Below are 22,361 nucleotides of genomic sequence, written 5' to 3'. Positions count from 1 at the left end.
ATTCCTATTGTTAACTTTATAAGTAGTCGTCATACAGCTACTTAAATAACTTATCCATCATAACATAAGAAAATAAAAAACAGACAGGTGAATCTACCACCTGCCTGCTTCTATTATTGTAGTTTTTCTCCAGATAACGTTAAAGTTGTCTCCTTTAACTGACCATCTCGATAATATTTAATCCTCATTTTCTCGCCAATCTTCTTTTTCTGATACAAGTGTTTACGAAGATCGATAACGTCATTTATTTTTTGCCCATCCATTTCCACGATTACATCCAGTTCTTTTAAACCAGCTAAGGAGGCAGGAGAATTCGGTACCACCTGACGAAGAGCTACTCCGTAATTTACATCCCGTGGAAGCTTTAATGCCTCTTCTTGATAATAGGCTGGAATCTCAGATACTGACTTTAAATCTACGCCCATATATGGACGTTTAACCGAACCAAATTTCTCAAGGTCATTAATAATCGGCTTAGCTGAGTTAATTGGAATCGACAAACCAATTCCTTCAACGGCTTCTTGAGATATTTTCATTGAATTAATGCCAATGACTTGGCCTGCAATATTAATCAAGGCCCCACCGCTATTACCTGGGTTAATCGCTGCATCTGTCTGCAGAACCTCTGACTGCCAATCGATAATGCCATCTTGATTGATATCTACCGGAATGGTTCGTTTAATCCCTGAAATAATCCCTTGTGTCACAGATCCAGAAAACGTTGCCCCTAACGGATTTCCAATAGCAATAACAGGTTCACCCATTTTTAAGCTATCTGAATCTCCAAATTCAGCAATCTTTTTTATTTTGCTGGCATCTATTTCAAGCACCGCTAAGTCTGTCCAAACATCACTTCCAAGCAGTTTAGCCGGGATTTTTGTTCCGTCCGCCATACTTACCTCGAGTTTTGTGGCTCCTTCTACAACGTGATGATTCGTCACGACAAAGGCTTGATTGCCTTCTTTTTTATAAATAACACCTGATCCGGTTCCTGCAGCTTCCTCTGAATTATTCCCATTCCCATTGTCTGACCAGAAGCTGGTTGACTGAATGTTGTTAATTCCAACCACTGCATCTGCTGCTATATCAACTGCTTTTGTGGTATTTGTATTGACGTCATATGCAACTTGCCTTTGAACGATATTATTTTGCTGATTTGTATTCGTGTTGTTATTTTCTGTTCCTGCATTTTGAGCTGGATTAATCTCATAAGGCAGAACACCTTGATTAGACAAGGCTGGAATGGCAATGATAACTAAAATCGCACCAAGTATTGCACCAACTAAACTAGCGAGAAAGATCCCGCTTTTTTTTCCTTTTTGTTCCCGATAGCGTCCTTGTGAATGATCGTCATAATAACCCAATTTACACCATTCCTCTCTTTCGAAAAGATTGCTAATTACTATTTTGGCTTATAATAACAATTATACTCGTTCTTCCTTAAATTTCTAAAAATCGGCTTAAATTTAAGAAAAACTTACGACTTTGTTCATAATTTTTTCATAAAAAAGAAGCTGCTAGAATAGCAACTTCTTTTAAAACTTATACTGCTGTTAATATGGTTGGTGTTTTTGGATCTGTGTCATAGAGGTCAAATTGTTCTCCAACAATCAGTCCGCGACTTTCCAACGTTTGAGAGACGGCCATCTTGGCTAGGTCTTTCATGTTATTATCTAGACTTAAATGGGCGAGATACACACGCTTCGTTTGGTCGCCCACCACATCACTCATCGCAAGAGCTGCATCTTCATTGGACACATGCCCCACATCGCTTAGAATTCTCCGCTTAATGTTCCAAGGATATCTTCCCATCCTTAACATTTGCACATCGTGATTGGATTCAAAAATATACACATCGGCGTTAGAGATGATCCCCTTCATGCGGTCGCTGACATAACCTGTATCCGTAATTAGGACCAGTTTTTTTCCTGAATGATGGAACACATAAAACATCGGTTCAGCTGCGTCATGTGAGACGCCAAATGATTCTATATCCGTCCCGCCAAAACTCTTAACTGTTTCCATATCAAAAACAAACTTTTGCTCCGTTGGGATTGCTCCTACAGAGCTTTCCATTGCACGCCAGGTTTTTTCATTTGCAAATACGGGTAAATGGTACTTACGTGCAAGAATACCAATGCCTTTAATATGATCACTGTGTTCATGGGTGACAAAAATGCCGGAAAGCTTACTAATATCACGGTCAATTTGCGCAAATAAAGACTCCATTTGCTTCCCACTGAATCCAGCGTCAACAAGGAAGGAATGCTCATCTGATTCCACATAGAGGGCATTCCCTGTACTGCCGCTTGCCAGAATGCTATATCGTAAAGACATGCTACTTCACTCCACTTTACTATTTTCATCGCTGTTAAATTCAATAATCTGACCTTCAAATGCATTCACAAACAGGCTTTCCTTATCATCAACAACAAAATGCCAGGTCGGTGCTAACACTTGTGATGCCGCCAACTGAACGAGTGTCGAATATCCAAGCTCAACCTTAGTAATTTTACTTTTCGGTTTTAAATTCCCTTTAGAATGGAGGGTTTCAATTGCTTTTAATGGAGTAAGAATCTCTTCCTTCCCCATAAGCTTTTCAATTCCTTCAAGATAGGTTTGTTGATAAGAGACAATTTGATGATCCGTATTAATTGTAAAGGTAATCATCCCATTCCTATTTTTAAATAAGGGGAAATTATCATATTGTTGATAATAAATAATCGTATTTTTTTTGTCGTTTTTCTCCCCAAATTGATAATGCTCACCGTAGAGGATATTTTCCTTTAAAAAGGTAGCAAGCTCTGCTGGTTCAAACTTAGAACTAAGCTGCACAGGCTTTTCAAGTGTAGCTTGCAGGGTCGTCCCAGGCTCTATTAAGGCGGGCGTTTGTCCTTTTAGCTTGGCCAAATCCCCTTTCGTAAAAATCTTCGGCTTAGCGCTTAGATACTGACTCTTTACTGGTTCCTTCGGAAGCTCTACATACTTTATCTCGTCGGTCTTTAATCGTTCTTCAAAGGATGCTTCCGTTTTGATTTCATACTTATTAGCATCACGAATTTTCATGAATTGAAATAACAAATACACATCTAAAATCAAGAAGGTTATGATAAAAATGGTTTTAATTTTACTCCAATCCATGCTTTGAGCCTCCTAGATCGTCCATCGTAATTTGCCCCCACGTCTTATCATATCGATAAAACCAGGTAGGTTCTAAGAGGATCAATTTATTCTCCTCTGAATCCTTTTCCATTCGATAGCCTAAAATCAATTCCTCAAGAAGCTCTGGTTTAAAGTTCTGCTTTTTTTGTAAAAACTCCACTATTTCATGACCTGAAGGTTGTGTCAACTTTTTCATTTCAGTTGTTAACGGTAGATTAAGTGATATGAATGAGCGAACATACTTTTCTATTTCATCTCGTCCCCATTCTTCATATATCTCTGACAACCCTCGGTCATTATAAACGGGGTAACCGTCAGCACTGTACAATCGGAACGTAACGGAACGTTTATATTCACTTTTAGAAACAAATCGATAAGGGCCTGTCCACCCGCCATGCTCATTCACGAAATCGATGCTACGCTTGACTAAATCATAAGAGCTATCAATATAATTGTCTTCCGGAATAGGGTTTACATATTGAAGCATACTCGTATCATAATTAATCGTCATTTTACTTGAATCATTTGCGTATTCTTCCCCATTTGAAATAAAGCTTTTTTGCACATAACTTGGATCATTAAACAGCGCATCTTTGAATTCCTCTGAGTTGATAGCTACCGGTAAATATTTATAAGTTGTCATCTCTGTTTTTCCTTCAGGAAGGTAAATCGTTCGCCTCTCAGATGCTTCAAAGGCAAAAAACTCAGGATACCGAGTTGCATTTTTGTAAAAATCATGATTAAATTCGCTCAAATTAACGGAAGAGATCCGACTTAAATACACCTGTTGATTTTCGGAGGAAACAAAATAGACGCTTCCTGTGTCCTTCTCCGAATTATTATCAACATCTATGATAATACGGTTAAAATTGAAGGAAGGAACCTTTTTTCCTTCAATATTTAATACGCTGCGATACAGTTCAATGGGAATTTCTCCTGTATAAATAATTTCAGCATTTCCATCCTTACGAGATAGATCGTTAATATTCCCAACTTTGTCGGTCACATTTTTCACATCAAAAAAGGACCATTTTCTTAGTTCCTTCACCATATTGTCTAATTCCACTGGATTGTTCGTTCCATAGTGCTTGCCCTTCAAATGAAATAAAACCTGGTTAGGACTGACAATACTTTGAACCTCTTGTTTTTCACTTACCGTAACCTCTTTCACGGTATTTCCATTTTCCATCGTGTCATAGTTAGGTTGATAGGTCCAAAGGTTCCAGGTTAGTAAAATGCTAATCAAGACTAATATGGTTAAAATCCATGATTTAATATTTTCGTATCTCATGACCATTCATCCTCTTCTGAACGCTCATATGGAAGGGAAAACGCAATAGTCGTTCCTTTTCCTTCCTCACTAGTAGCCCAAATTGCCCCCCCATGAGCATTGACCATTTCCTTCGCAATGGCTAGACCCAGGCCTGTCCCACCCAATTTACGGGTCCTTGCTTTATCAACGCGATAAAAGCGATCAAAAATCTTTCCTATGTTATCCTTTGGTATTCCCACGCCTTGGTCCTTGACGCTGACAATAATTCTATTTTCTTCTTCTTTGATAGAGAAGGTCACTTGTCCACCTTCAGGAGAGTACTTTAAGGCATTCGAAATGATATTATATAAGACCTGTGTCATCTTATCCTCATCAATTTCAATAAAAATGGCATGGTTAGGAAGCTTTCGTTTAAAGGTAATCTTTTGCTCCTTGGTCATCTCGAATCGATCGATGATTCGGTGATAGAAGTCCACAAAATTCACCCATTCAATGGTAAGTCGATAATCTGTACTATCCATTTTGGAAAGCTGTAACAAATCATTGACCAATCGGATCATTCGCTCCGTCTCCGTTCGGGTTACTTCTAGAAAGTTCGGAGCAATTTCTTCATCCTGCCATGCACCATCAGCTAAGGCTTCCAAGTAACTCCTCATCGTGGTTAAAGGTGTTCTTAGTTCGTGTGATACATTGGCTACAAATTCTCGTCTTTCTGCATCAATTTTTTCCTGGTCCGTAATATCATGTAGAACGGCAATAAGTCCATTCACAAACCCGGTTTCCTTTTGAATAACGGAAAAATTCGCACGAAGGAAATAGCGCTCCGATTTCGTACTGTAATCTAGGATTAATGAATCCTTCTCCTCGAGTAAGTCTTCAAACGTATTCGTATCATCTAAGTTTAGAAGGGACACAATCGGTTGGGATAGAACTGTTTCACGTGAAACATTCAAGAGCTTGGCTGCCGGTTCGTTGATTAAAATCACTCGACCCTTCCGATCGGTGGCTATAACCCCATCTGTCATATAAGAAAGAACAGACGAAAGCTTTCTACGTTCCCCCTCGGTCATGGCTTGTGCTTCTTGCAATTTTTTCGTCAAGTTGTTAAAGGTAATGGCCAATGTTCCAATCTCATCATATCCATATACCTTTACTTTCCGTGAAAAATTCCCTTTTGCCATGGCTAATGCCTGCTTCTTCATATCGGCAATCGGTCTTGTAATTGTCTGGGCTAATAAAATGCCTAAAACAGCCGTAATTGATAATGCAATAGCTGTTCCTGTGGCAAAAATACCATTTATGGTCTTCATTTGTTCAAACACATTTTCTATTTTTGCGACAAGATAGATGGCCCCAATGACTTTTTTCCCTGATTTAATAGGGGTAGCAAGGACCCATATTCGGTCGCCCGTATGAGGGTCAATCTGAATGACACTTTGATCCTCTTCCATAACCATGGATTGTTTGATTCGAAGCTCTGTTGTTCGTTGTCCCACGAGCCCCTGATTGTTTGTATTAGATGTTCCGAGAATTTTTAGTGACCTGTTTTCAATTACCCGAACTTCGGAAATATCCCCCGCATCAAAGTCTCGGAGGATTTTCTTAATATCTTCTTCGACAGTTGGATCTTCAGGGGACCGTTCCTTTTTCATTTCCTCAACGATATTATAAGCAAGCAAATTCACGCGCTCTTTTAAGGATGTCTGGAAGTTTGTTCTCAGCGTTTCTTCCAGCTGCTTAACAAAATACACGCCGATAATTTGCATGGCAACTAATATAAGCAATACATAAATGATGACAAATTTTACGTGTATTGACCGAAAAAAACCAACCTTTTTCATCAATAATATTACTCCTGTTCAGGATTCCGTAAATAATATCCAACTCCGCGGCGGGTAACGATCCATGTTGGATGGCTTGGGCTATCCTCAATTTTTTCACGCAAACGTCTAACCGTTACATCAACCGTTCTCACGTCACCGTAATAATCATAGCCCCATACGGTTTGAAGGAGGTGTTCTCTCGTCATGACTTGCCCAATATGCTTTGCTAAATAATAAAGCAACTCAAACTCACGGTGCGTTAATTCAATCGTCTCACCGCGTTTGGAAACCACATAGGCATCTGGATGAATCACGAGGGAACCAATTTCAAGTTCATTTGACTCATTTTCGGCATCAGGCTGTGCCAAAACTTGTTGATGTCTACGTAAATTCGCTTTCACTCGGGCAATTAATTCCCTTGTGCTGAACGGTTTTGTTACGTAATCATCTGCACCTAGTTCCAGACCTAATACTTTATCGATTTCAGAATCCTTCGCTGTTAGCATAATAATCGGCATTTCGTATTTTTTACGAATTTCCCGACAAACCTCCATACCATCTCTTAATGGGAGCATAATATCTAGGAGAATTAGATCTGGCTGTATCTCTTCCACTAATTCGAGTGCTTCGTTTCCATCATAGGCGCAATAGACAACATATCCTTCTTTTTTCAGGTTGAACTGCAAAATATCTGCAATTGGCTTTTCATCATCCACAACAAGAATTTTCTTTTCCATACCATTGCTCCTTTTTTTATCAAATATCTATTCAATCATAGCTGTTAAAAGTCATAACTATACTATTTTACTTTACCATTTTATAAGCATAAATTCATCTATAACTAGCATTTGGCAAGATTGACATGTTATATTTTTCCACTTCCCATTATTTTTCTTAAGCTTTGTTAACATGGTCTGTTGATTTCCACTCCAGGCACTTCGCTTTCCGCGGGCGTGCCGGGGAGCCCCCTCGTCGCTTGCGCTCCTGCGGGGTCTCCCCAGCCCCGTACTCCCGCAGGAGTCTTCGGGCCTTCCGCTCCAATCAACAGGTGTTAAAGATCAACATAGGCTTTCCATAAAAAGCAAAAGTCTCTAGTAATGACTAGAGACCTTCTATTTATATTATTTTAAATACGTAAGTGGGTTGACTAAGCTTCCGTTTTTATATACTTCGAAGTGAAGGTGGACGCCGGTTACGTTTCCTGTAGCACCCATGATTCCTATTCCTGTGCCTTTAGAAACAGTTTGCCCTACTTTTACATTAATCGATGACATGTGGCCATATAGCGTACGGAATCCATTTTTATGGTCGATAATGACTTTATTTCCATAACCACCTGAATCCCAACCAGCAGAAACAACAACGCCATTATCCGCAGCTTTTATAGTCTTGTTACTTGGTCTAGCAATATCAATCCCTTTATGCATTTTCCCCCAGCGATAGCCAAGCTTACTGGATACATAGCCACCTACTGTTGGCCAGGCAAAGGAGCCCTCCCCACGAGACGGGATTGCTTTCGTACCTTTAATTACAATATGATTGATTGGCTGCTGTATAATTTGTTCATTTGTCTGATCTTTTTTAATGGTAACGCCATTTTGTTCTGATATTAAATAGCTTACTAAGCGTGATCCATTTTGTCCTGCTTGCTTTTCCTTGGTCTCGCCTTTAGGCATAGTTGAATCCTCAACTACTTCATTGGTAAATGCTATTTCTTCCTTTAGATTAGCTTCTTTATCAACAATGACAGCAACATACGGTTGTAGAACCGTAACATTTAATTCCTGACCAATCTTCAAAAGAGTTTCTGCGGTCAGACCTGGATTTAATGCCAGGATGTCAGCCTGAGTTAAGCCATGGTTCGCAGCAATCGTTTCAAGAACATCGCCCGCTTGAACAATGTATTTCTTTTCCTCTAACGTTCCTTTTTGTAAAAACGTTAAGGCTTCCTCACTAGACAATATTTTTTCGGGAGCAATGTTTTCTGTTTCAATTGAAACATTTTTAGATAATCGAACATCTAATAAACGAGTTTCATTTTCCTTTAATGCGGGTAAAGAAGAAGTAGCTGACGCTTTTCTAGACTCCAGTTCGTTTAATTGCTCTTCCGTTACATATTGTAGCTTTAATTTCTTGACGACTTCTTCGGCAGTCTCTTTATTTTCTAAATAAGCAATTGGTTTTCCATCAATAACGATGGCTGATGCCTCTGCTTGCAATTGGAATGACTTTTTAATATTTTGAAGTGTTTCTTGATTATCGGCAGAAGCACGAAAAACCTGTTCAGGTATGTATTTAACCTGTGGACCAAATTTCAGTGTGACATCCTTGAGCGATTTCTTGGCTGTTAAAACTTCCGCATCTACTAATTGATCGACTATATGTTTATCAGTGACATTGCCGATATATGCACCATTCAGATATACATGATAAATAGTGGTTAATTTTGATGAAGTAGCAAGTGCAACCGGTCCATTGCTAAAGGCAACGACAGATGCAGCCAATACAGTAATAACGGTCGTTTTAAGTAGTAAAAACTTTTTTGTTTTCGCTATCTTATTAAAAAATAACATCTTTTCCTCCTAAACCACGGTAAAACCCTCTTACTCTAGTACTTTTGACTAATAAAGAATTTTCCAGAATTTTAGACCTTCTTAACTTTACCATAGATTGATTTAAAAAGATTAATAGTTGATATAATGTAACAAAAATGTATAATTGCTGACATTTTTCTACTTTTATTTTAAATTATTCAGTCAAATTAGCTCGTTTTTTCTTTGGATTTTAAAATAGGAATTAGGGAGAATCCCTATATTATCAAGGATTACAATAGTTCTAGAGTCATAGATTTCTTTCTATAAAATAGGACAAGCGAATTATTCCTGGTTTGTAAAATAAGAGGGAGATTTATTACAAAAAGGTTACAAAACGTGTTCTGCGAGGAAATAAAAAAGAAGTCTGCCGAAGCAAACTTCTTTTTAGGATGGCTCAGGACGGAATCGAACCGCCGACACAAGGATTTTCAGTCCTTTGCTCTACCGACTGAGCTACTGAGCCATATTAAGATGATTCACTAATCTTTTATTAGAAAAAAGTCCTTTGCTCAAAAGAACTTCCGTTCTTTTTCGCAGATTGCCGCAGAAGCGTAATCAGGATGTGAGCAATCTGCTCTACCGACTGAGCTACTGAGCCATATTATAAAATCCCCTAAACATTGATTGAGGTCAAACCTTCGTCCCCATCTCAGAAAGCTTATTCAAGCAGCAGCTCGATGGGTACGCTGAAGCTGATTCTCAGAAGCTTATTCGATCGTGCTCTACCGACTGAGCTACTGAGCCATATTTTACTTTTATGTAAAATGGCGGTCCGGACGGGACTCGAACCCGCGACCTCCTGCGTGACAGGCAGGCATTCTAACCAACTGAACTACCGGACCATTATAAATTGATCGTCAGCAAGGAAACCGTCCTTGCCAGTCACTTACTGACAATCAAATGCCGATGACCCCTACGGGATTCGAACCCGTGTTACCGCCGTGAAAGGGCGGTGTCTTAACCGCTTGACCAAGGGGCCATACAAAAAATATTTAAATGGTGAGCCATGAAGGACTCGAACCTTCGACCCTCTGATTAAAAGTCAGATGCTCTACCAACTGAGCTAATGGCTCGTACTAAGTTGTCGTATCGTGGCGACGCTTTTTATAATAGCACGGATAATAACCATTAGGCAATACTTTTTCAAAAGTTTTTTTAAATAGACTCTCTGTTATTGTAAGATGAGAATTAATAAGCGGAGATATTCCGCCTATTGTATAAAGAGGAAGCTTAAGAAGCTGAAATAAGCGGAGATATTCCGCTTATCTGCTCTAAATAAGACAAAATCCAAGGATTTAGATAAAATAAGCGGAAAAACTTCCCTTATTTTTAAGGAAATAAGGGTATTTCCCAATTTAAACGGAATTTTTCCGCTTATTTTTAAACACAGTGAAACATTCAGTTATAACAGAGCCTTCAAATAATTGAAGCCCTCAAATTTGAGGGCTTCTCATTATGTTTTACACTTGTCTCCAAGGGCTTCTCACTACGTTTGTTTGATTACGATCAGGTCCTACAGAGAAGGTTGTTAATGGCACTCCTGTTAACTGCGTTACACGCTCTACATAGTGGCGGGCATTCACAGGCAGTTCATCTAATGATTTCACTCCCGTAATATCCTCTGTCCAGCCTGGTAATTCTTCATAAACCGGCTCACACTCTGCTAAAATTCGTAAGTTCGCAGGGTATTCAGTGATTAACTCATCCTTATAACGGTATGCCGTACAAATTTTCAATGTTTCGATACCTGTAAGTACATCAATCGAGTTAAGTGAAAGGTCTGTTAATCCACTGACACGGCGCGCATGACGGACAACTACACTGTCAAACCAGCCAACACGGCGAGGGCGTCCTGTTGTCGTACCATATTCACGACCTACTTCGCGGATTTGGTGACCAATTTCATCATGTAATTCAGTCGGGAACGGACCATCACCCACACGGGAAGTATAGGCTTTACATACTCCGACTACATGTGTAATTTTAGATGGACCAACACCAGAGCCAATCGTTACTCCGCCAGCAACAGGATTCGAAGATGTAACGAATGGGTATGTGCCTTGGTCAATATCAAGCATAACACCCTGTGCGCCTTCAAAAAGAACACGTTTGCCGTCATCTAAAGCATCATTTAACACAACAGATGTGTCACAAACATAATGCTTCACTTGTTGGCCGTATTCATAGTACTCATCAAGGATTTCTTCCTTGGTAAAGCCGGTTGTTTCATATATACGTTCAAATAGACGATTTTTTTCTGCCAGGTTTTGTTCCAGCTTTTCTTCAAAAATTTCACGGTCTAATAAATCTGCCATACGAATACCGACACGAGCAGCTTTATCCATGTAAGCAGGACCGATCCCTTTTTTAGTTGTACCGATTTTATTAGCACCTTTGCGTTCTTCTTCCACTTCATCTAGCTTGAGGTGATAAGGAAGAATGACATGTGCGCGGTTACTAATGCGAAGATTATCCGTTGTAATTCCTTTTTCATGTAAATAAGCAAGTTCTTTAACCAGTGCCTTTGGATCGACAACCATACCATTCCCAATTACACATGCTTTTTCTTTATAGAAAATCCCTGATGGAATCAAGTGTAATTTGTAGGTTTCTCCATTAAATTTGATGGTGTGGCCTGCATTGTTTCCACCTTGATAACGTGCAATGACCTCTGCATTTTCAGACAGGAAATCAGTAATTTTTCCTTTTCCTTCGTCTCCCCATTGCGTACCAACAACCACTACTGATGACATAAAAGGCACCTCCGTAATTTTTGCTTTCAAGTAAATAATTATTATTCCCTCAGACAGTTTACCAATTTACCACACAAAAATCAATAAAACACGAACATTTTACATAAAACTTTATATTATGTTCGTAAAATATTATTTTATCATTCTATTAATCTTCCAAGTTGTAAACAAAAAAGGCTAGCCAGAAATGGCTAACCTTCAAAATCTATGCACCAGGCGGCTCATACCGCGTCTCGAGATTGACGAACTTATTGTATTCCTTAACAAAGGCCAACGCTACAGTACCAGTTGGACCATTACGCTGCTTAGCAATAATGATTTCAATGATATTCTTATTCTCTGACTCCTTATCATAGTAATCATCACGATATAAGAAGGCAACAATATCAGCATCCTGCTCGATACTTCCTGATTCACGGATATCGGACATCATCGGACGCTTATCTTGACGCTGTTCCACACCACGGGAAAGCTGAGAAAGAGCAATAACAGGAACCTTCAGTTCACGGGCTAACTGCTTAAGGGAACGGGAAATTTCCGAAACTTCCTGCTGACGGTTCTCACCTGATCGACCGCTTCCTAAAATCAACTGCAAGTAATCAATTAAAATCATACCTAACCCATGCTCTTGCTGCAAGCGACGGCATTTCGAACGGATATCACTAATTCTAACTCCAGGAGTATCATCGATAAAAATTCCGGAATTTGATAGACTACCCATTGCCATTGTCAGCTTGCCCCAGTCGTCATCCGTTAAAGAGCCGGTACGCAGCCTCTGCGCATCAATATTACCTTCCGAACACAGCATACGCATAACCAGCTGTTCTGCACCCATCTCAAGACTGAAAATAGCTACATTTTCCCCTGTCTTTGTCGCTACATTGGAAGCAATATTCAAAGCAAAGGCCGTTTTACCTACGGAAGGACGCGCACCCACAATAATTAAGTCATTTCGCTGGAACCCGGCTGTCATTCTGTCTAGCTCAGCAAATCCGGTAGAAATCCCCGTAATCTCTCCCACACGGTTGTGCATTTCTTCAATATTGTCATACGTACGGACAAGGACATCTTTAATATTATGGAACGCTCCCGCATTTTTTCTCTGGGCAACTTCCATAATGCTTTTTTCCGCTTCACTTAAAAGCGCCTCAACCTCATCCTCACGCGAATATCCATCAGTTGCGATATTCGTTGCCGTACGAATCAGTCTTCTAAGCAACGATTTTTCTTCTACGATTCTCGCATAATACTCAATATTAGCAGCAGTAGGTACAGAACCAGCAAGCTCACTTAAATAACTCACACCACCGGTATCTTCTAAAAGCTTGGCTGCAGCCAGCTCCTCCGTCACCGTAATCAAGTCAACAGCTTTTCCTTGATCATTTAAGTTGAGCATCACATTGAATATTTTTTGATGTGCGGCACGGTAAAAATCTTCAGGAATTAAGATTTCCGATGCCAAAGTTAAAGAAGAAGGCTCTAAAAAGATAGCCCCTAAAACAGCCTGTTCGGCCTCTATATTTTGTGGCGGCATGCGATCCGCGAATAAATCATTCATTTATAAAAAACCTCCTATTCTAGTAGGATGATTTTAAGTAATAGTCTAAAAGTATTATATCATATCCTAAAAAGAAAAAAGTGACCAGTTAGGACCGATCACATCATTGATAACTTTTATATTCTATCATGGTTTCATACCAAATCACACTGGCAAATTTTATCCCCGTATTATTTTATTTCTTTGACAGAGACAGTTAATGTAGCTGTTACTTCATGGTGAAGCTTTACTGGAACCTTTGTGTGGCCAAGTGTACGAATGGCATCAGCTAGTTCCATTTTACGCTTATCAATTTTAATTCCATGTTTCTTTTGCAATTCTTCTGCTACTTGCTTTGTTGTAATAGAACCAAAGAGTCTTCCGCCTTCACCAGCTTTAGCCGTTAACTCCACCGTAATTTGATCCAATACTTCTTTTAATTTTTTCGCTTCAGCCAATTCTTCAGCGGCTTCTTTTTCTTGCTTCTTCTTTTGAGCATCTAAAGAGCTGATGTTGGCATTATTTGCTTCAACAGCTAAACCTTGTTTAATTAAAAAGTTATGTGCATAGCCATCTGCTACATTTTTCACTTCACCTTTTTTACCTTTTCCTTTTACATCTTTAAGAAAAATTACCTTCATTCTTTTTTCACTCCTTCAAAATATTCATCAATTGCCAGCTTTAACTTTGCTTCCGTTTCGTTGATCGTTAAACCACTAAGCTGGGTCGCTGCATTCGTAAGGTGACCGCCGCCTTTAAGGCTTTCCATAATCACTTGGACATTGATGTTTCCTAGTGAACGCGCACTAATTCCTATAACACCTTCGCTTCGTTTTGAAATAACAAAAGAAGCGAGAACTCCATCCATTGTTAACAAAGTATCTGCTGCTTGCGCAATAATGACTTGGTCATTCAGTTCATTTTCATTTCCTTTTGCTATGGCCACTCCATCACGGTAAAAAGAAACAGATTCAATCAGCTTGGCCCGTTTGATATATGTATCTACATCTTCTTTTAAAAGCTTTTGGACAAGAACTGTATCTGCACCATGTGCCCGTAGGTACGAGGCTGCGTCAAACGTCCTGGAGCCCGTCCGTAAGGAGAAACTCTTTGTATCGACTATAATCCCTGCTAATAGAGCAGTAGCCTCGATCATCTCAATTTTACCTCGTTTAGGCTGATATTCCAAAAACTCTGTTACTAGCTCAGCTGTAGAAGATGCATAAGGCTCCATATAAACAAGCAATGGGTTAGCAATAAAGTCCTCACCACGACGATGATGGTCAATGACCACTACATTGTCTATTTTATTTAACAGTCGCTCTTCCATGACTAAGGCAGGCTTATGTGTATCCACAACCACAAGAAGGGTTTTGTCTGTAGATATTTCTAATGCTTGCTCTGGACCAATAAAATGTGAATATAACTGCTCGTTTTGGCGTATTTCTTCCATCAGCCTTTTGCCACCGGTGTCCAATTCCATCGTATTGACCACAATATACGCTTCTTTTTGGTTCATTTGCGCTACTTTATAAATGCCAATACTTGAACCAATTGAATCCATATCGGGGTTTTTATGCCCCATGACAATCACTTTATCACTGGCCGTAATTAAATCCCTCAAGGCATGAGAAATGACACGTGCTCTTACCCTTGTCCTCTTTTCAACAGGATTTGTTTTTCCACCAAAGAATTTCACTTTCCCATTTGGCAGTTTAATGGCTACCTGGTCGCCGCCTCTGCCGAGAGCTAAGTCAAGGCTTGATTGTGCTAATGCTCCCAATTCAGGTAAAGAAGTAACACCTGTTCCAACTCCAATACTTAAGGTAAAGGAGACATTTTGCTTGGAGGTCATTTCTCTTACATCATCAAGAATAGTAAATTTACCCTTTTCAAGAGCATGGAGAATTCCTTCACTAAACACGGCAATAAATCGTTCAGAGGATACCCGTTTGAGGAAAATCCCATTATCCTGAGCCCATTTATTTAGGATAGATGTCACGAGATTATTAATACTCCCACGCATTTGGTCATCCATACCCTGTGTCAGATCATCATAATTATCTAAGAAAATGGTGCCAATAACGGTCCGATCATCCTGGTACTTTTTTTCAATTTCTTTTTGTTCGGTAACATCAAAAAAGTATAATAGCCGTTCTTCACGTTTATGAATCACACGGAATTTCCGTTCATGAAGAGTAATAATTTCCGTTTCCACTTCCTGTTTAATCAATGGGATGAGTGTATCTGCAACATCATAAAGCGATCTTCCGACTAATGTTTCCTCATCAAAGCATGAGGCCAAGAAAGGGTTAGTCCACTCAACGAAATACTCTTCATTAATGAGCATAATTCCAATCGGCATTTCCATAAGCGCCTCTTCGCCAACCTTTTTAACTCGGTAGGAAAGGGTGGAGATGTATTCTTCCATTTCCTTTCTTTGGCGCCGCTCAATGACAAACATATAGTAGAGAGGAAAAAACATTAATAATAACCCTGCCACACTTAATATCCAGTTATACAATAACAGGACAATGAGCAGTACCACTGTAACGCCAATTAACCCATAAAAGGGATAACGGATTGACCGCTTTTCTAAAAATGCAGGCAAAGTTTTCAGCTCCTAGTCGTGAATCTTACTCTTTCTTTTCAAACTTCTTTCGAAAATCAAAGCCTAAATCAGTAATGCCCAATATCATTATTATATAACGGACTATTGGAATCATGAAAGTAAGAATTACAACAAGCACCCCAAGTCCTTTCGCAACGGACCTTTGATGGAAAATATAGAATAAAAAAGCTAGACCCTGTACAATAATTAAGGTTTCTAAAACAGCTCTGGCATTGATTAATACTGAATAAACGTATGTACCCTCATGCGGATGAAACACTAGCATCGCCCCTAAGGCAATTAAATAATACCATAAAAGGCTTTTTGGCAGGGAAAGATTGCGAAAACTTCCCCATGGCTGCACCTTTATTCCAAACCTTTTTACGACTGGAAAGCTAATCCACTGAATGACAAAAGAAGCAGCTACCGCAGCAAAAATAAGCGCAGTCGGAGCAATTGTCGTAATTTGTTTTACCATAAGGGTACCTTGCTCTTGTAATTTCTCAATTTGATCTTCTTGCCCCTGTGCTTTTAATATCACTTCAGACTGTTTCACCGATTCGGTTATGGCTGTCTTTAACTCATGAAGAATATCCAGTTGAAAGAATGCAGCAGAAACACTATAAAAAATAACCATACCAATGGCTAAAGTAAGTGTACTTGCCATTAAAATAACATTTCTGCTCTTGTTTTTTTGCAGGAGGTAACCAATGACTACTCCAGCAGAACCATGAATCAACATTAATGCCAGTCCTCTTAAGGAGCCTGTTAAAAAGGAGATAAATATCGCAGCCACAACAAATGCCGTAATCATTTTCACATTATTTTTTGCCGAAAACAAAATAAATGGCAGCGGAATAGCAATCGTTATAATTCCTCCAACGAGTGGAACATAGATACTTATTAAGATAAGGGCTGCCATGGTTGCTAAAAGAATGGCACCCTCTGTTAGTTTATGTACATTTTTCACTTCTTCACCTCTAATTATGAAAGCTATCCTCTTATTTTAGACTACATAAGAGTTATGATTCAACTTTATAAAAGGCTTTGTTAAATTGTCTGTTGATTTCCGCTCCATGCACGAGCGGTTCGTGGGCGTTTCGGCGAGCCTCCTCGGCGCTCACGCCTGCGGGGTCTCCCCTGAACCGTACTCCCACAGGAGTCTTCGCGCCTTCCACTCCAATCAACAGGGAATAAAAATCAAAAATGTTCTTTAACACAGCCTTATAAAAAGGAAAAAGGCAGTAAGGGCGACCCTTACTGCCTTAAAAAACTTATTATTCTCCAGCCACGAATGGTAATAATGCCATTTGACGTGCACGTTTGATTGCAACTGTTAGTTTACGTTGGTATTTAGCGCTAGTACCAGTTACACGACGTGGTAAAATCTTTCCACGCTCAGAGATGAATTTTTTAAGTAAATCTACATCTTTGTAATCGATGCGAGAGATGCCATTTGATGTGAAATAGCAAACCTTACGACGCTTTGCGCGACCGCCTTTACGTCCTCCTGCCATGAAAATTCCCTCCTTTATAATTTTTTTATTCACGCTCAATAAAGGTTGTTTAGAATGGAAGATCATCATCAGAAATGTCAATTTGTCCATTTCCTGCAAATGGATCTTCATCCACACGAGTAAAACCTTTATTTGGGTTTTGATTTTGATTTTGGTACTGGCGTTGATTCTGATTGCCGCCTCCATATTGGTTTCCTTGCGGTTCCCGTAGTGGTGCACCGAAATAATCATTGTCGCCTCTTCCACCGCCGCCACCAGAAGAGCTTTTAGGTTCTAAGAACTGAACGCTCTCTGCTTGAACCTCTGTAACGTAAACACGTTTACCATCTTGTCCTTCATAGTTGCGGGTTTGAATACGACCATCAACACCTGCAAGACTGCCTTTTTTCAAGAAGTTCGCTACATTTTCAGCCGGTTTACGCCAAACAACACAGTTAATAAAGTCTGCTTCACGCTCACCCGCTTGACTAGAAAATGGTCGATTAACTGCTAGAGTAAAGGTAGCAACAGGAACCCCATTTGGCGTATAGCGCAAATCAGGATCTTTTGTTAAACGGCCAACAAGCACGACACGATTCATCATCAGAATCAACTCCTTTTCTTCCAGGTAATGTTTCACATGAAACATTCTGTACCTGAAAAAATTTTATATTAATATTAAGCTTCTTCTTTAATTACGATATGGCGAATGATATCTTCGCTGATTTTTGCAAGACGAGAAAATTCTTGTACTGCATCAGCTGAAGATGTAGTTTTAGCGATTTGGTAGTATCCGTCACGGAAATCGTTGATTTCGTATGCAAGACGGCGCTTACCCCAATCTTTTGTTTCAGCAGTTTCCGCACCATTGTCAAGAAGAATTGTGTTAAAACGCTCAACTAGAGCTTTTTTCGCTTCCTCTTCAATGTTTGGGCGGATGATGTACATGATTTCGTACTTATTCATCACAGTCACCTCCTTTTGGTCTAAACGGCCCGAATGGGCAAGGAGCAATTATTCATTACTCACAAGTTAAGATTATAGCATAGAAAAACAGGAAAAGCAATGTTCTTTCCCTGTTCCCATTTTTACCTATTTACATTGATTTAAACATGTAGATTTCCGCTCCAGGCACAAGCGGTTCGTGGGTGTTTCGGCGAGCCTCCTCGGAGCTTTTACGCCAGCGGGGTCTCCCCTGAACCGTACTCCCACAGGAGTCTTCGTGCCTTCCGCTCCAATCAACATATGCTAGTATCTAAACATTGAAACGGAAGTGGATGACGTCGCCGTCTTTTACTTCGTATTCTTTTCCTTCGAGACGGACTTTTCCAGCTTCTTTGGCAGCGTTGTGGCTTCCTGCTGCTAGAAGATCATCGTAGGATACTGTTTCCGCACGAATAAATCCGCGTTCAAAATCAGAGTGAATGACACCCGCACACTGAGGAGCCTTCATTCCTTTTCTGAATGTCCATGCACGAACTTCCTGCACTCCAGCTGTGAAATAGGTTGCTAAGCCAAGTAAGCTATATGCTGCACGGATTAACTGATCTAGACCGGATTCTTCGATACCAAGTTCAGAAAGGAACATAGCCTTTTCTTCACCTTCAAGCTCTGCAATTTCTTCTTCAATTTTCGCACAAACCACGATTACTTCAGCATTATCAGCTGCAGCATACTCACGAACTTTTTGTACATATTCATTTTCAGAAGGATCTGCAATATCATCTTCACTCACATTAGCTACATATAGAACAGGTTTAATCGTTAATAGATGTAGACCTTTAACTAACTTCATTTGTTCCTCTGTGAAGTCAACCGTACGAGCTGGTTTCTCTGCTTCAAACGCATCACGAAGCATCGCTAGAACTTCGAATTCTGCTGCTGCATCCTTATCTTTTTGCTTAGCCAATTTTTCAACACGACTAATACGCTTTTCCACGGATTCCATGTCTGCAAGAATTAACTCAAGATTAATGACTTCGATATCATCAATTGGGTCCACTTTTCCAGAAACGTGTGTGATATTCTCATCAGCAAAGCAGCGAACTACTTGGCAAATCGCATCTACTTGGCGAATATGAGAAAGGAACTTGTTTCCTAGCCCTTCACCTTTACTTGCTCCTTTAACAATCCCAGCAATATCGGTAAATTCAAATGCTGTTGGAACAGTTTTCTTAGGTTGAACAAGCTCCGTTAATTTTTGTAAACGATGGTCAGGTACTTCTACAATTCCTACGTTTGGATCAATCGTACAGAAAGGATAGTTCGCTGATTCCGCTCCAGCCTGTGTGATTGCATTAAATAAAGTAGACTTACCAACGTTCGGTAAACCTACGATACCAGCTGTTAAAGCCATTTCCTTCACTCCTCATATCAAAAATAAATCTATTTAAATAAAATTGAGTCCATCAAATCTATAGTCAAGCCTTTCACAATTATAGGTTTTTGCAAAAAAAAAGACAAGAATAGATTGAAATTTGTCATTCTTATTACACCCTAGTAAATTTTTTATCCCTTCTATTTTCTCCAATTTTCTTTAATTTCTTACAATTTTTTTAGGTATATATGGTAAAATTTATAATAGATACATAGTTTTCTATTTTTTACAAGTAATTATTCATAAATACAAGAAAAAAGTAAGGGGGAGGAAAATGAAAAAGACCATATTACCTAGTATTTGTTTCGCTGTACTGTCCACAATTGCATTGGAAAATAAAATATACGCCAGTACACAGACAAATAATCAAATTACGGCACCGTCTATTATTAAATATGTAAATGTGAGCAGTGGTTCTTTAAATTTAAGGAAAAGTGCTTCCTCTACTGCTACTATAATCACTACCCTCTCAAAAGGGACAGCGGTTACCGTCTATTCAGATGCAAACGGCTGGGCAAGAGTGCTAGCTAACGGAGTAGAAGGATATGTCAGTTCTGCTTTTTTATCGAACGTAAAACCAAACTCAACTTCCGGCTCGAATTCTAATCCTTCAGCCACTCCGGTAACCAAGTATGTTACTGTCGACAGCGGGTCTTTAAATTTAAGGAAAAACGCTTCCTCTACTGCTACTATAATCACTACCCTCTCAAAAGGGAAAGCAGTTACTGTCTATTCGGATGCAAACGGCTGGGCAAGAGTGCTAGCTAACGGAGTAGAAGGATATGTCAGTTCTACTTTTTTATCGAACGTAAATCCAAACTCAACTTCCGGCTCGAATTCTAATCCTGCAGTCACGCCGGTAACAAAGTATGTTAATGTCGACAGCGGGTTGCTCAATCTAAGAACAAGTGCCTCAACTAATTCGTCAATTATTTTAAAAATTGCCAAAGGTACGGTGGTAAAGGTCTCTTCAGAATCTGGCGGATGGGCAAAAATAGAAGTATATGGACAGACAGGTTATGTCAGTTCACAATATTTATCTGCTACAAAGCAAAATACAACAGATACTCCCAAAGTTCAGCAGCAAATTATTAAATTTGTTAGCATTCAACCCGGTTCGAGTTTAAATCTTCGAAGTAGTGGTTCGACCAATTCAACCATTTTAGACAAACTAACAAATGGAGCGGAAGTAAAGGTTATTTCTGAGTCAAGTGGTTGGACTAAAATACAAGTGAATGGAAAAGAAGGATATGTGTGTTCTGATTATCTTTCCTTAAGTAAACAAACGTCAGACCCCTTGCAAAGCGGCGAAGAATTAACGACAACTGAATATGTTAATGTTAGTCTCGGTAGTAGCTTAGATATGTTTAATAGTCCCTCAACCAATTCCTCTATCCTCGTAAAATTAGTTCGGGGCTTAGAAGTAGCTGTTTTTTCTAAATCGAATGGATGGACAAAAATTGAAGCATATGGACAAATTGGCTATGTTTACACTGAAAATCTTTCTCCTACTAAACCTGATAATGGATCGAATAACTCAGAAAATCCTTCTAGTACGGTTGAAAAGTATGTAAACATAATTTATGGTTCCAGCTTAAACTTACGAGCAGATGCATCTTCATCTGCACCTATTATCTCTAAGTTGGCAAGAGGGACGATTGTAACTGTTTATTCCGAAGTAAATGGTTGGGCAAATGTAACAGCAAACGGACAAACAGGTTATGTCAGTTCACAATATTTATCAACCACGGAACCATTTAATCCTAATACCACCGGTGGCACCATCGAGAAAATATATCAAAGTTACAATATAAGCTTGACTGATATGGTCAAAATGCAAATGGCAAGTAGTCCACAAACCGATAAAAAATATTCTACCTTTATTAGAGAAGATGCATTGACTCTAATAGATACGGCAACTGGAATAGTAACAGGAACAGGGTGGAATGTAAGAGGAGGTGCTGGTTCAAAATACTGGGTAATTGGGCAAGTGAATAATCAAGATAAACTTCAAATTCTATCTAAAGTAAAGGGGACGGATGGATTTGATTGGTATCAGATAAACTATAATAAAACATGGGTGAACGCAAGTCCCGATGATGTGAGCTTTTATGTTAATCCTAATAATCTTTCAAATAGAACAGTAGACTCCATGCAATTTCTAAAATTATCGGTTACAGCCAATTTAAATGCAACAGAAGTTAATGAGCGAATTCTTGCGGGAAAAGGGATCTTACAGGGGTTAGCTTCCACATTTATTAATGCAGGAAATACATATGGTGTTAATGAAGTTTATTTAATATCACACGCATTATTAGAGACAAATAATGGGAAATCCGAGCTTGCTAATGGTGTCCTAATAAACGGAAAAACGGTTTACAACATGTTCGGTATAGGTGCCTATGATTCAACTGCAGTTACCAGCGGGGCACAATTTGCATATAATGAGGGTTGGTTTACTCCTGAAGCAGCTATTATTGGAGGGGCAAAGTTTATAGCAAATGGCTATATTAATTCAGGGCAAGATACTCTATATAAAATGCGATGGAACCCATATTCTGCATCAGCAAACGGGTATGCCTCTCACCAATATGCCACAGATATTGGCTGGGCGTTCAAACAAGTAGATCAAATATATAATCTTTATAACTTACTAGATTTCTATAAACTTGTCCTTGAAATTCCTCAGTATAAATAATGAAAATGTCACATAATAAACCTCCAATATTTCCAAA

At 39.2% G+C, this 22,361-nt stretch carries 17 protein-coding genes and 4 tRNA genes; 1 reads left to right on the top strand and 20 read right to left on the bottom strand.

Going from position 1 to position 22,361, the window contains the following annotated elements; translation table 11 throughout:
• Window positions 1-113: 113 nt before the first annotated feature.
• From AA0X95_RS02550 to ychF, 20 genes are all read right to left on the bottom strand, one after another.
• Window positions 114-1,364, bottom strand: coding sequence for a S1C family serine protease (locus AA0X95_RS02550; RefSeq protein WP_413304981.1), 1,251 nt, complete (start codon window positions 1,362-1,364; stop codon window positions 114-116).
• Window positions 1,365-1,542: 178 nt separating this feature from the next.
• The gene (locus AA0X95_RS02545; RefSeq protein WP_413304979.1) at window positions 1,543-2,337 is read right to left on the bottom strand and encodes an MBL fold metallo-hydrolase; all 795 of its coding nucleotides are present in this window, start codon (window positions 2,335-2,337) and stop codon (window positions 1,543-1,545) included.
• Window positions 2,338-2,343: 6 nt separating this feature from the next.
• Window positions 2,344-3,141: a two-component system regulatory protein YycI gene (locus tag AA0X95_RS02540; protein ID WP_413304976.1), complete on the bottom strand. Its 798-nt coding sequence runs from the start codon at window positions 3,139-3,141 to the stop codon at window positions 2,344-2,346.
• Entirely contained in the window at window positions 3,128-4,453 is a 1,326-nt protein-coding gene (locus tag AA0X95_RS02535) for a YycH family regulatory protein (RefSeq protein WP_413304973.1), read from the bottom strand. Before AA0X95_RS02535 ends, AA0X95_RS02540 begins: the two co-directional genes overlap by 14 nt.
• Window positions 4,450-6,276, bottom strand: a complete 1,827-nt coding sequence (gene walK / locus AA0X95_RS02530; protein WP_413309815.1) for a cell wall metabolism sensor histidine kinase WalK — start codon at window positions 6,274-6,276, stop codon at window positions 4,450-4,452. The genes AA0X95_RS02535 and walK overlap by 4 nt, the downstream gene beginning before the upstream one ends.
• Window positions 6,277-6,284: 8 nt before the next feature.
• Entirely contained in the window at window positions 6,285-6,995 is a 711-nt protein-coding gene (gene yycF / locus AA0X95_RS02525) for a response regulator YycF (protein ID WP_413304970.1), read from the bottom strand.
• A gap of 384 nt (window positions 6,996-7,379) precedes the next feature.
• The gene (locus tag AA0X95_RS02520; protein ID WP_413304967.1) at window positions 7,380-8,831 is read right to left on the bottom strand and encodes a peptidoglycan DD-metalloendopeptidase family protein; all 1,452 of its coding nucleotides are present in this window, start codon (window positions 8,829-8,831) and stop codon (window positions 7,380-7,382) included.
• A gap of 411 nt (window positions 8,832-9,242) precedes the next feature.
• Window positions 9,243-9,315 (bottom strand) — tRNA-Phe (locus AA0X95_RS02515).
• 302 nt (window positions 9,316-9,617) lie between these two features.
• Window positions 9,618-9,694, bottom strand: a tRNA-Asp gene (locus AA0X95_RS02510).
• A 65-nt stretch (window positions 9,695-9,759) separates the two neighbouring features.
• Window positions 9,760-9,831: transfer RNA gene (locus tag AA0X95_RS02505), tRNA-Glu, on the bottom strand.
• A gap of 18 nt (window positions 9,832-9,849) precedes the next feature.
• Window positions 9,850-9,925 (bottom strand) — tRNA-Lys (locus tag AA0X95_RS02500).
• 387 nt (window positions 9,926-10,312) lie between these two features.
• Window positions 10,313-11,605 carry an adenylosuccinate synthase gene (locus tag AA0X95_RS02495; protein ID WP_413304965.1) on the bottom strand — a complete coding sequence of 431 codons (1,293 nt, stop codon included), beginning with the start codon at window positions 11,603-11,605 and terminating at the stop codon, window positions 10,313-10,315.
• A 205-nt stretch (window positions 11,606-11,810) separates the two neighbouring features.
• Complete coding sequence (gene dnaB, locus AA0X95_RS02490) at window positions 11,811-13,163, bottom strand: replicative DNA helicase (protein ID WP_308081688.1); 1,353 nt, start codon at window positions 13,161-13,163, stop codon at window positions 11,811-11,813.
• 170 nt (window positions 13,164-13,333) lie between these two features.
• Window positions 13,334-13,783 carry a 50S ribosomal protein L9 gene (rplI, locus tag AA0X95_RS02485; RefSeq protein ID WP_413304963.1) on the bottom strand — a complete coding sequence of 150 codons (450 nt, stop codon included), beginning with the start codon at window positions 13,781-13,783 and terminating at the stop codon, window positions 13,334-13,336.
• Window positions 13,780-15,753, bottom strand: coding sequence for a DHH family phosphoesterase (locus AA0X95_RS02480; RefSeq protein WP_413304961.1), 1,974 nt, complete (start codon window positions 15,751-15,753; stop codon window positions 13,780-13,782). Before AA0X95_RS02480 ends, rplI begins: the two co-directional genes overlap by 4 nt.
• A gap of 25 nt (window positions 15,754-15,778) precedes the next feature.
• Window positions 15,779-16,723, bottom strand: coding sequence for a YybS family protein (locus AA0X95_RS02475; protein WP_413304959.1), 945 nt, complete (start codon window positions 16,721-16,723; stop codon window positions 15,779-15,781).
• Between the two features lie 307 nt (window positions 16,724-17,030).
• The gene (rpsR, locus tag AA0X95_RS02470) at window positions 17,031-17,270 is read right to left on the bottom strand and encodes a 30S ribosomal protein S18 (protein ID WP_413304957.1); all 240 of its coding nucleotides are present in this window, start codon (window positions 17,268-17,270) and stop codon (window positions 17,031-17,033) included.
• A 49-nt stretch (window positions 17,271-17,319) separates the two neighbouring features.
• Window positions 17,320-17,853: a single-stranded DNA-binding protein gene (gene ssb, locus AA0X95_RS02465; protein WP_413304954.1), complete on the bottom strand. Its 534-nt coding sequence runs from the start codon at window positions 17,851-17,853 to the stop codon at window positions 17,320-17,322.
• Between the two features lie 74 nt (window positions 17,854-17,927).
• Complete coding sequence (gene rpsF, locus AA0X95_RS02460) at window positions 17,928-18,215, bottom strand: 30S ribosomal protein S6 (RefSeq protein ID WP_307283115.1); 288 nt, start codon at window positions 18,213-18,215, stop codon at window positions 17,928-17,930.
• Window positions 18,216-18,504: 289 nt separating this feature from the next.
• Window positions 18,505-19,605 (bottom strand): redox-regulated ATPase YchF, encoded by a 1,101-nt coding sequence (gene ychF / locus AA0X95_RS02455; RefSeq protein ID WP_413304950.1) that lies wholly within the window; start codon window positions 19,603-19,605, stop codon window positions 18,505-18,507.
• A 295-nt stretch (window positions 19,606-19,900) separates the two neighbouring features.
• Between ychF and AA0X95_RS02450 the strand changes: the two genes are divergently transcribed.
• Window positions 19,901-22,324 carry an SH3 domain-containing protein gene (locus AA0X95_RS02450; protein WP_413304948.1) on the top strand — a complete coding sequence of 808 codons (2,424 nt, stop codon included), beginning with the start codon at window positions 19,901-19,903 and terminating at the stop codon, window positions 22,322-22,324.
• The last annotated feature ends 37 nt before the right edge of the window (window positions 22,325-22,361 follow it).

Origin of the sequence: Neobacillus phoenicis, from assembly GCF_047302305.1 — a bacterium.
Classification (GTDB): Bacteria; Bacillota; Bacilli; order Bacillales; family Cytobacillaceae; genus Neobacillus.
This window is presented reverse-complemented; position numbering and strand designations above follow the sequence as displayed.

Excerpts from the sequence above, each read along its gene's own strand:
- ychF (WP_413304950.1), bottom strand. The coding sequence starts at position 19,605 with ATGGCTTTAACAGCTGGTATCGTAGGTTTACCGAACGTTGGTAAGTCT.
- rplI (WP_413304963.1), bottom strand. The coding sequence starts at position 13,783 with ATGAAGGTAATTTTTCTTAAAGATGTAAAAGGAAAAGGTAAAAAAGGT.
- AA0X95_RS02450 (WP_413304948.1), top strand. The coding sequence starts at position 19,901 with ATGAAAAAGACCATATTACCTAGTATTTGTTTCGCTGTACTGTCCACA.
- rpsF (WP_307283115.1), bottom strand. The coding sequence starts at position 18,215 with ATGAATAAGTACGAAATCATGTACATCATCCGCCCAAACATTGAAGAG.
- AA0X95_RS02520 (WP_413304967.1), bottom strand. The coding sequence starts at position 8,831 with ATGTTATTTTTTAATAAGATAGCGAAAACAAAAAAGTTTTTACTACTT.
- dnaB (WP_308081688.1), bottom strand. The coding sequence starts at position 13,163 with ATGAATGATTTATTCGCGGATCGCATGCCGCCACAAAATATAGAGGCC.
- AA0X95_RS02535 (WP_413304973.1), bottom strand. The coding sequence starts at position 4,453 with ATGAGATACGAAAATATTAAATCATGGATTTTAACCATATTAGTCTTG.
- AA0X95_RS02495 (WP_413304965.1), bottom strand. The coding sequence starts at position 11,605 with ATGTCATCAGTAGTGGTTGTTGGTACGCAATGGGGAGACGAAGGAAAA.
- ssb (WP_413304954.1), bottom strand. The coding sequence starts at position 17,853 with ATGATGAATCGTGTCGTGCTTGTTGGCCGTTTAACAAAAGATCCTGAT.
- walK (WP_413309815.1), bottom strand. The coding sequence starts at position 6,276 with ATGAAAAAGGTTGGTTTTTTTCGGTCAATACACGTAAAATTTGTCATC.
- yycF (WP_413304970.1), bottom strand. The coding sequence starts at position 6,995 with ATGGAAAAGAAAATTCTTGTTGTGGATGATGAAAAGCCAATTGCAGAT.
- rpsR (WP_413304957.1), bottom strand. The coding sequence starts at position 17,270 with ATGGCAGGAGGACGTAAAGGCGGTCGCGCAAAGCGTCGTAAGGTTTGC.
- AA0X95_RS02545 (WP_413304979.1), bottom strand. The coding sequence starts at position 2,337 with ATGTCTTTACGATATAGCATTCTGGCAAGCGGCAGTACAGGGAATGCC.
- AA0X95_RS02540 (WP_413304976.1), bottom strand. The coding sequence starts at position 3,141 with ATGGATTGGAGTAAAATTAAAACCATTTTTATCATAACCTTCTTGATT.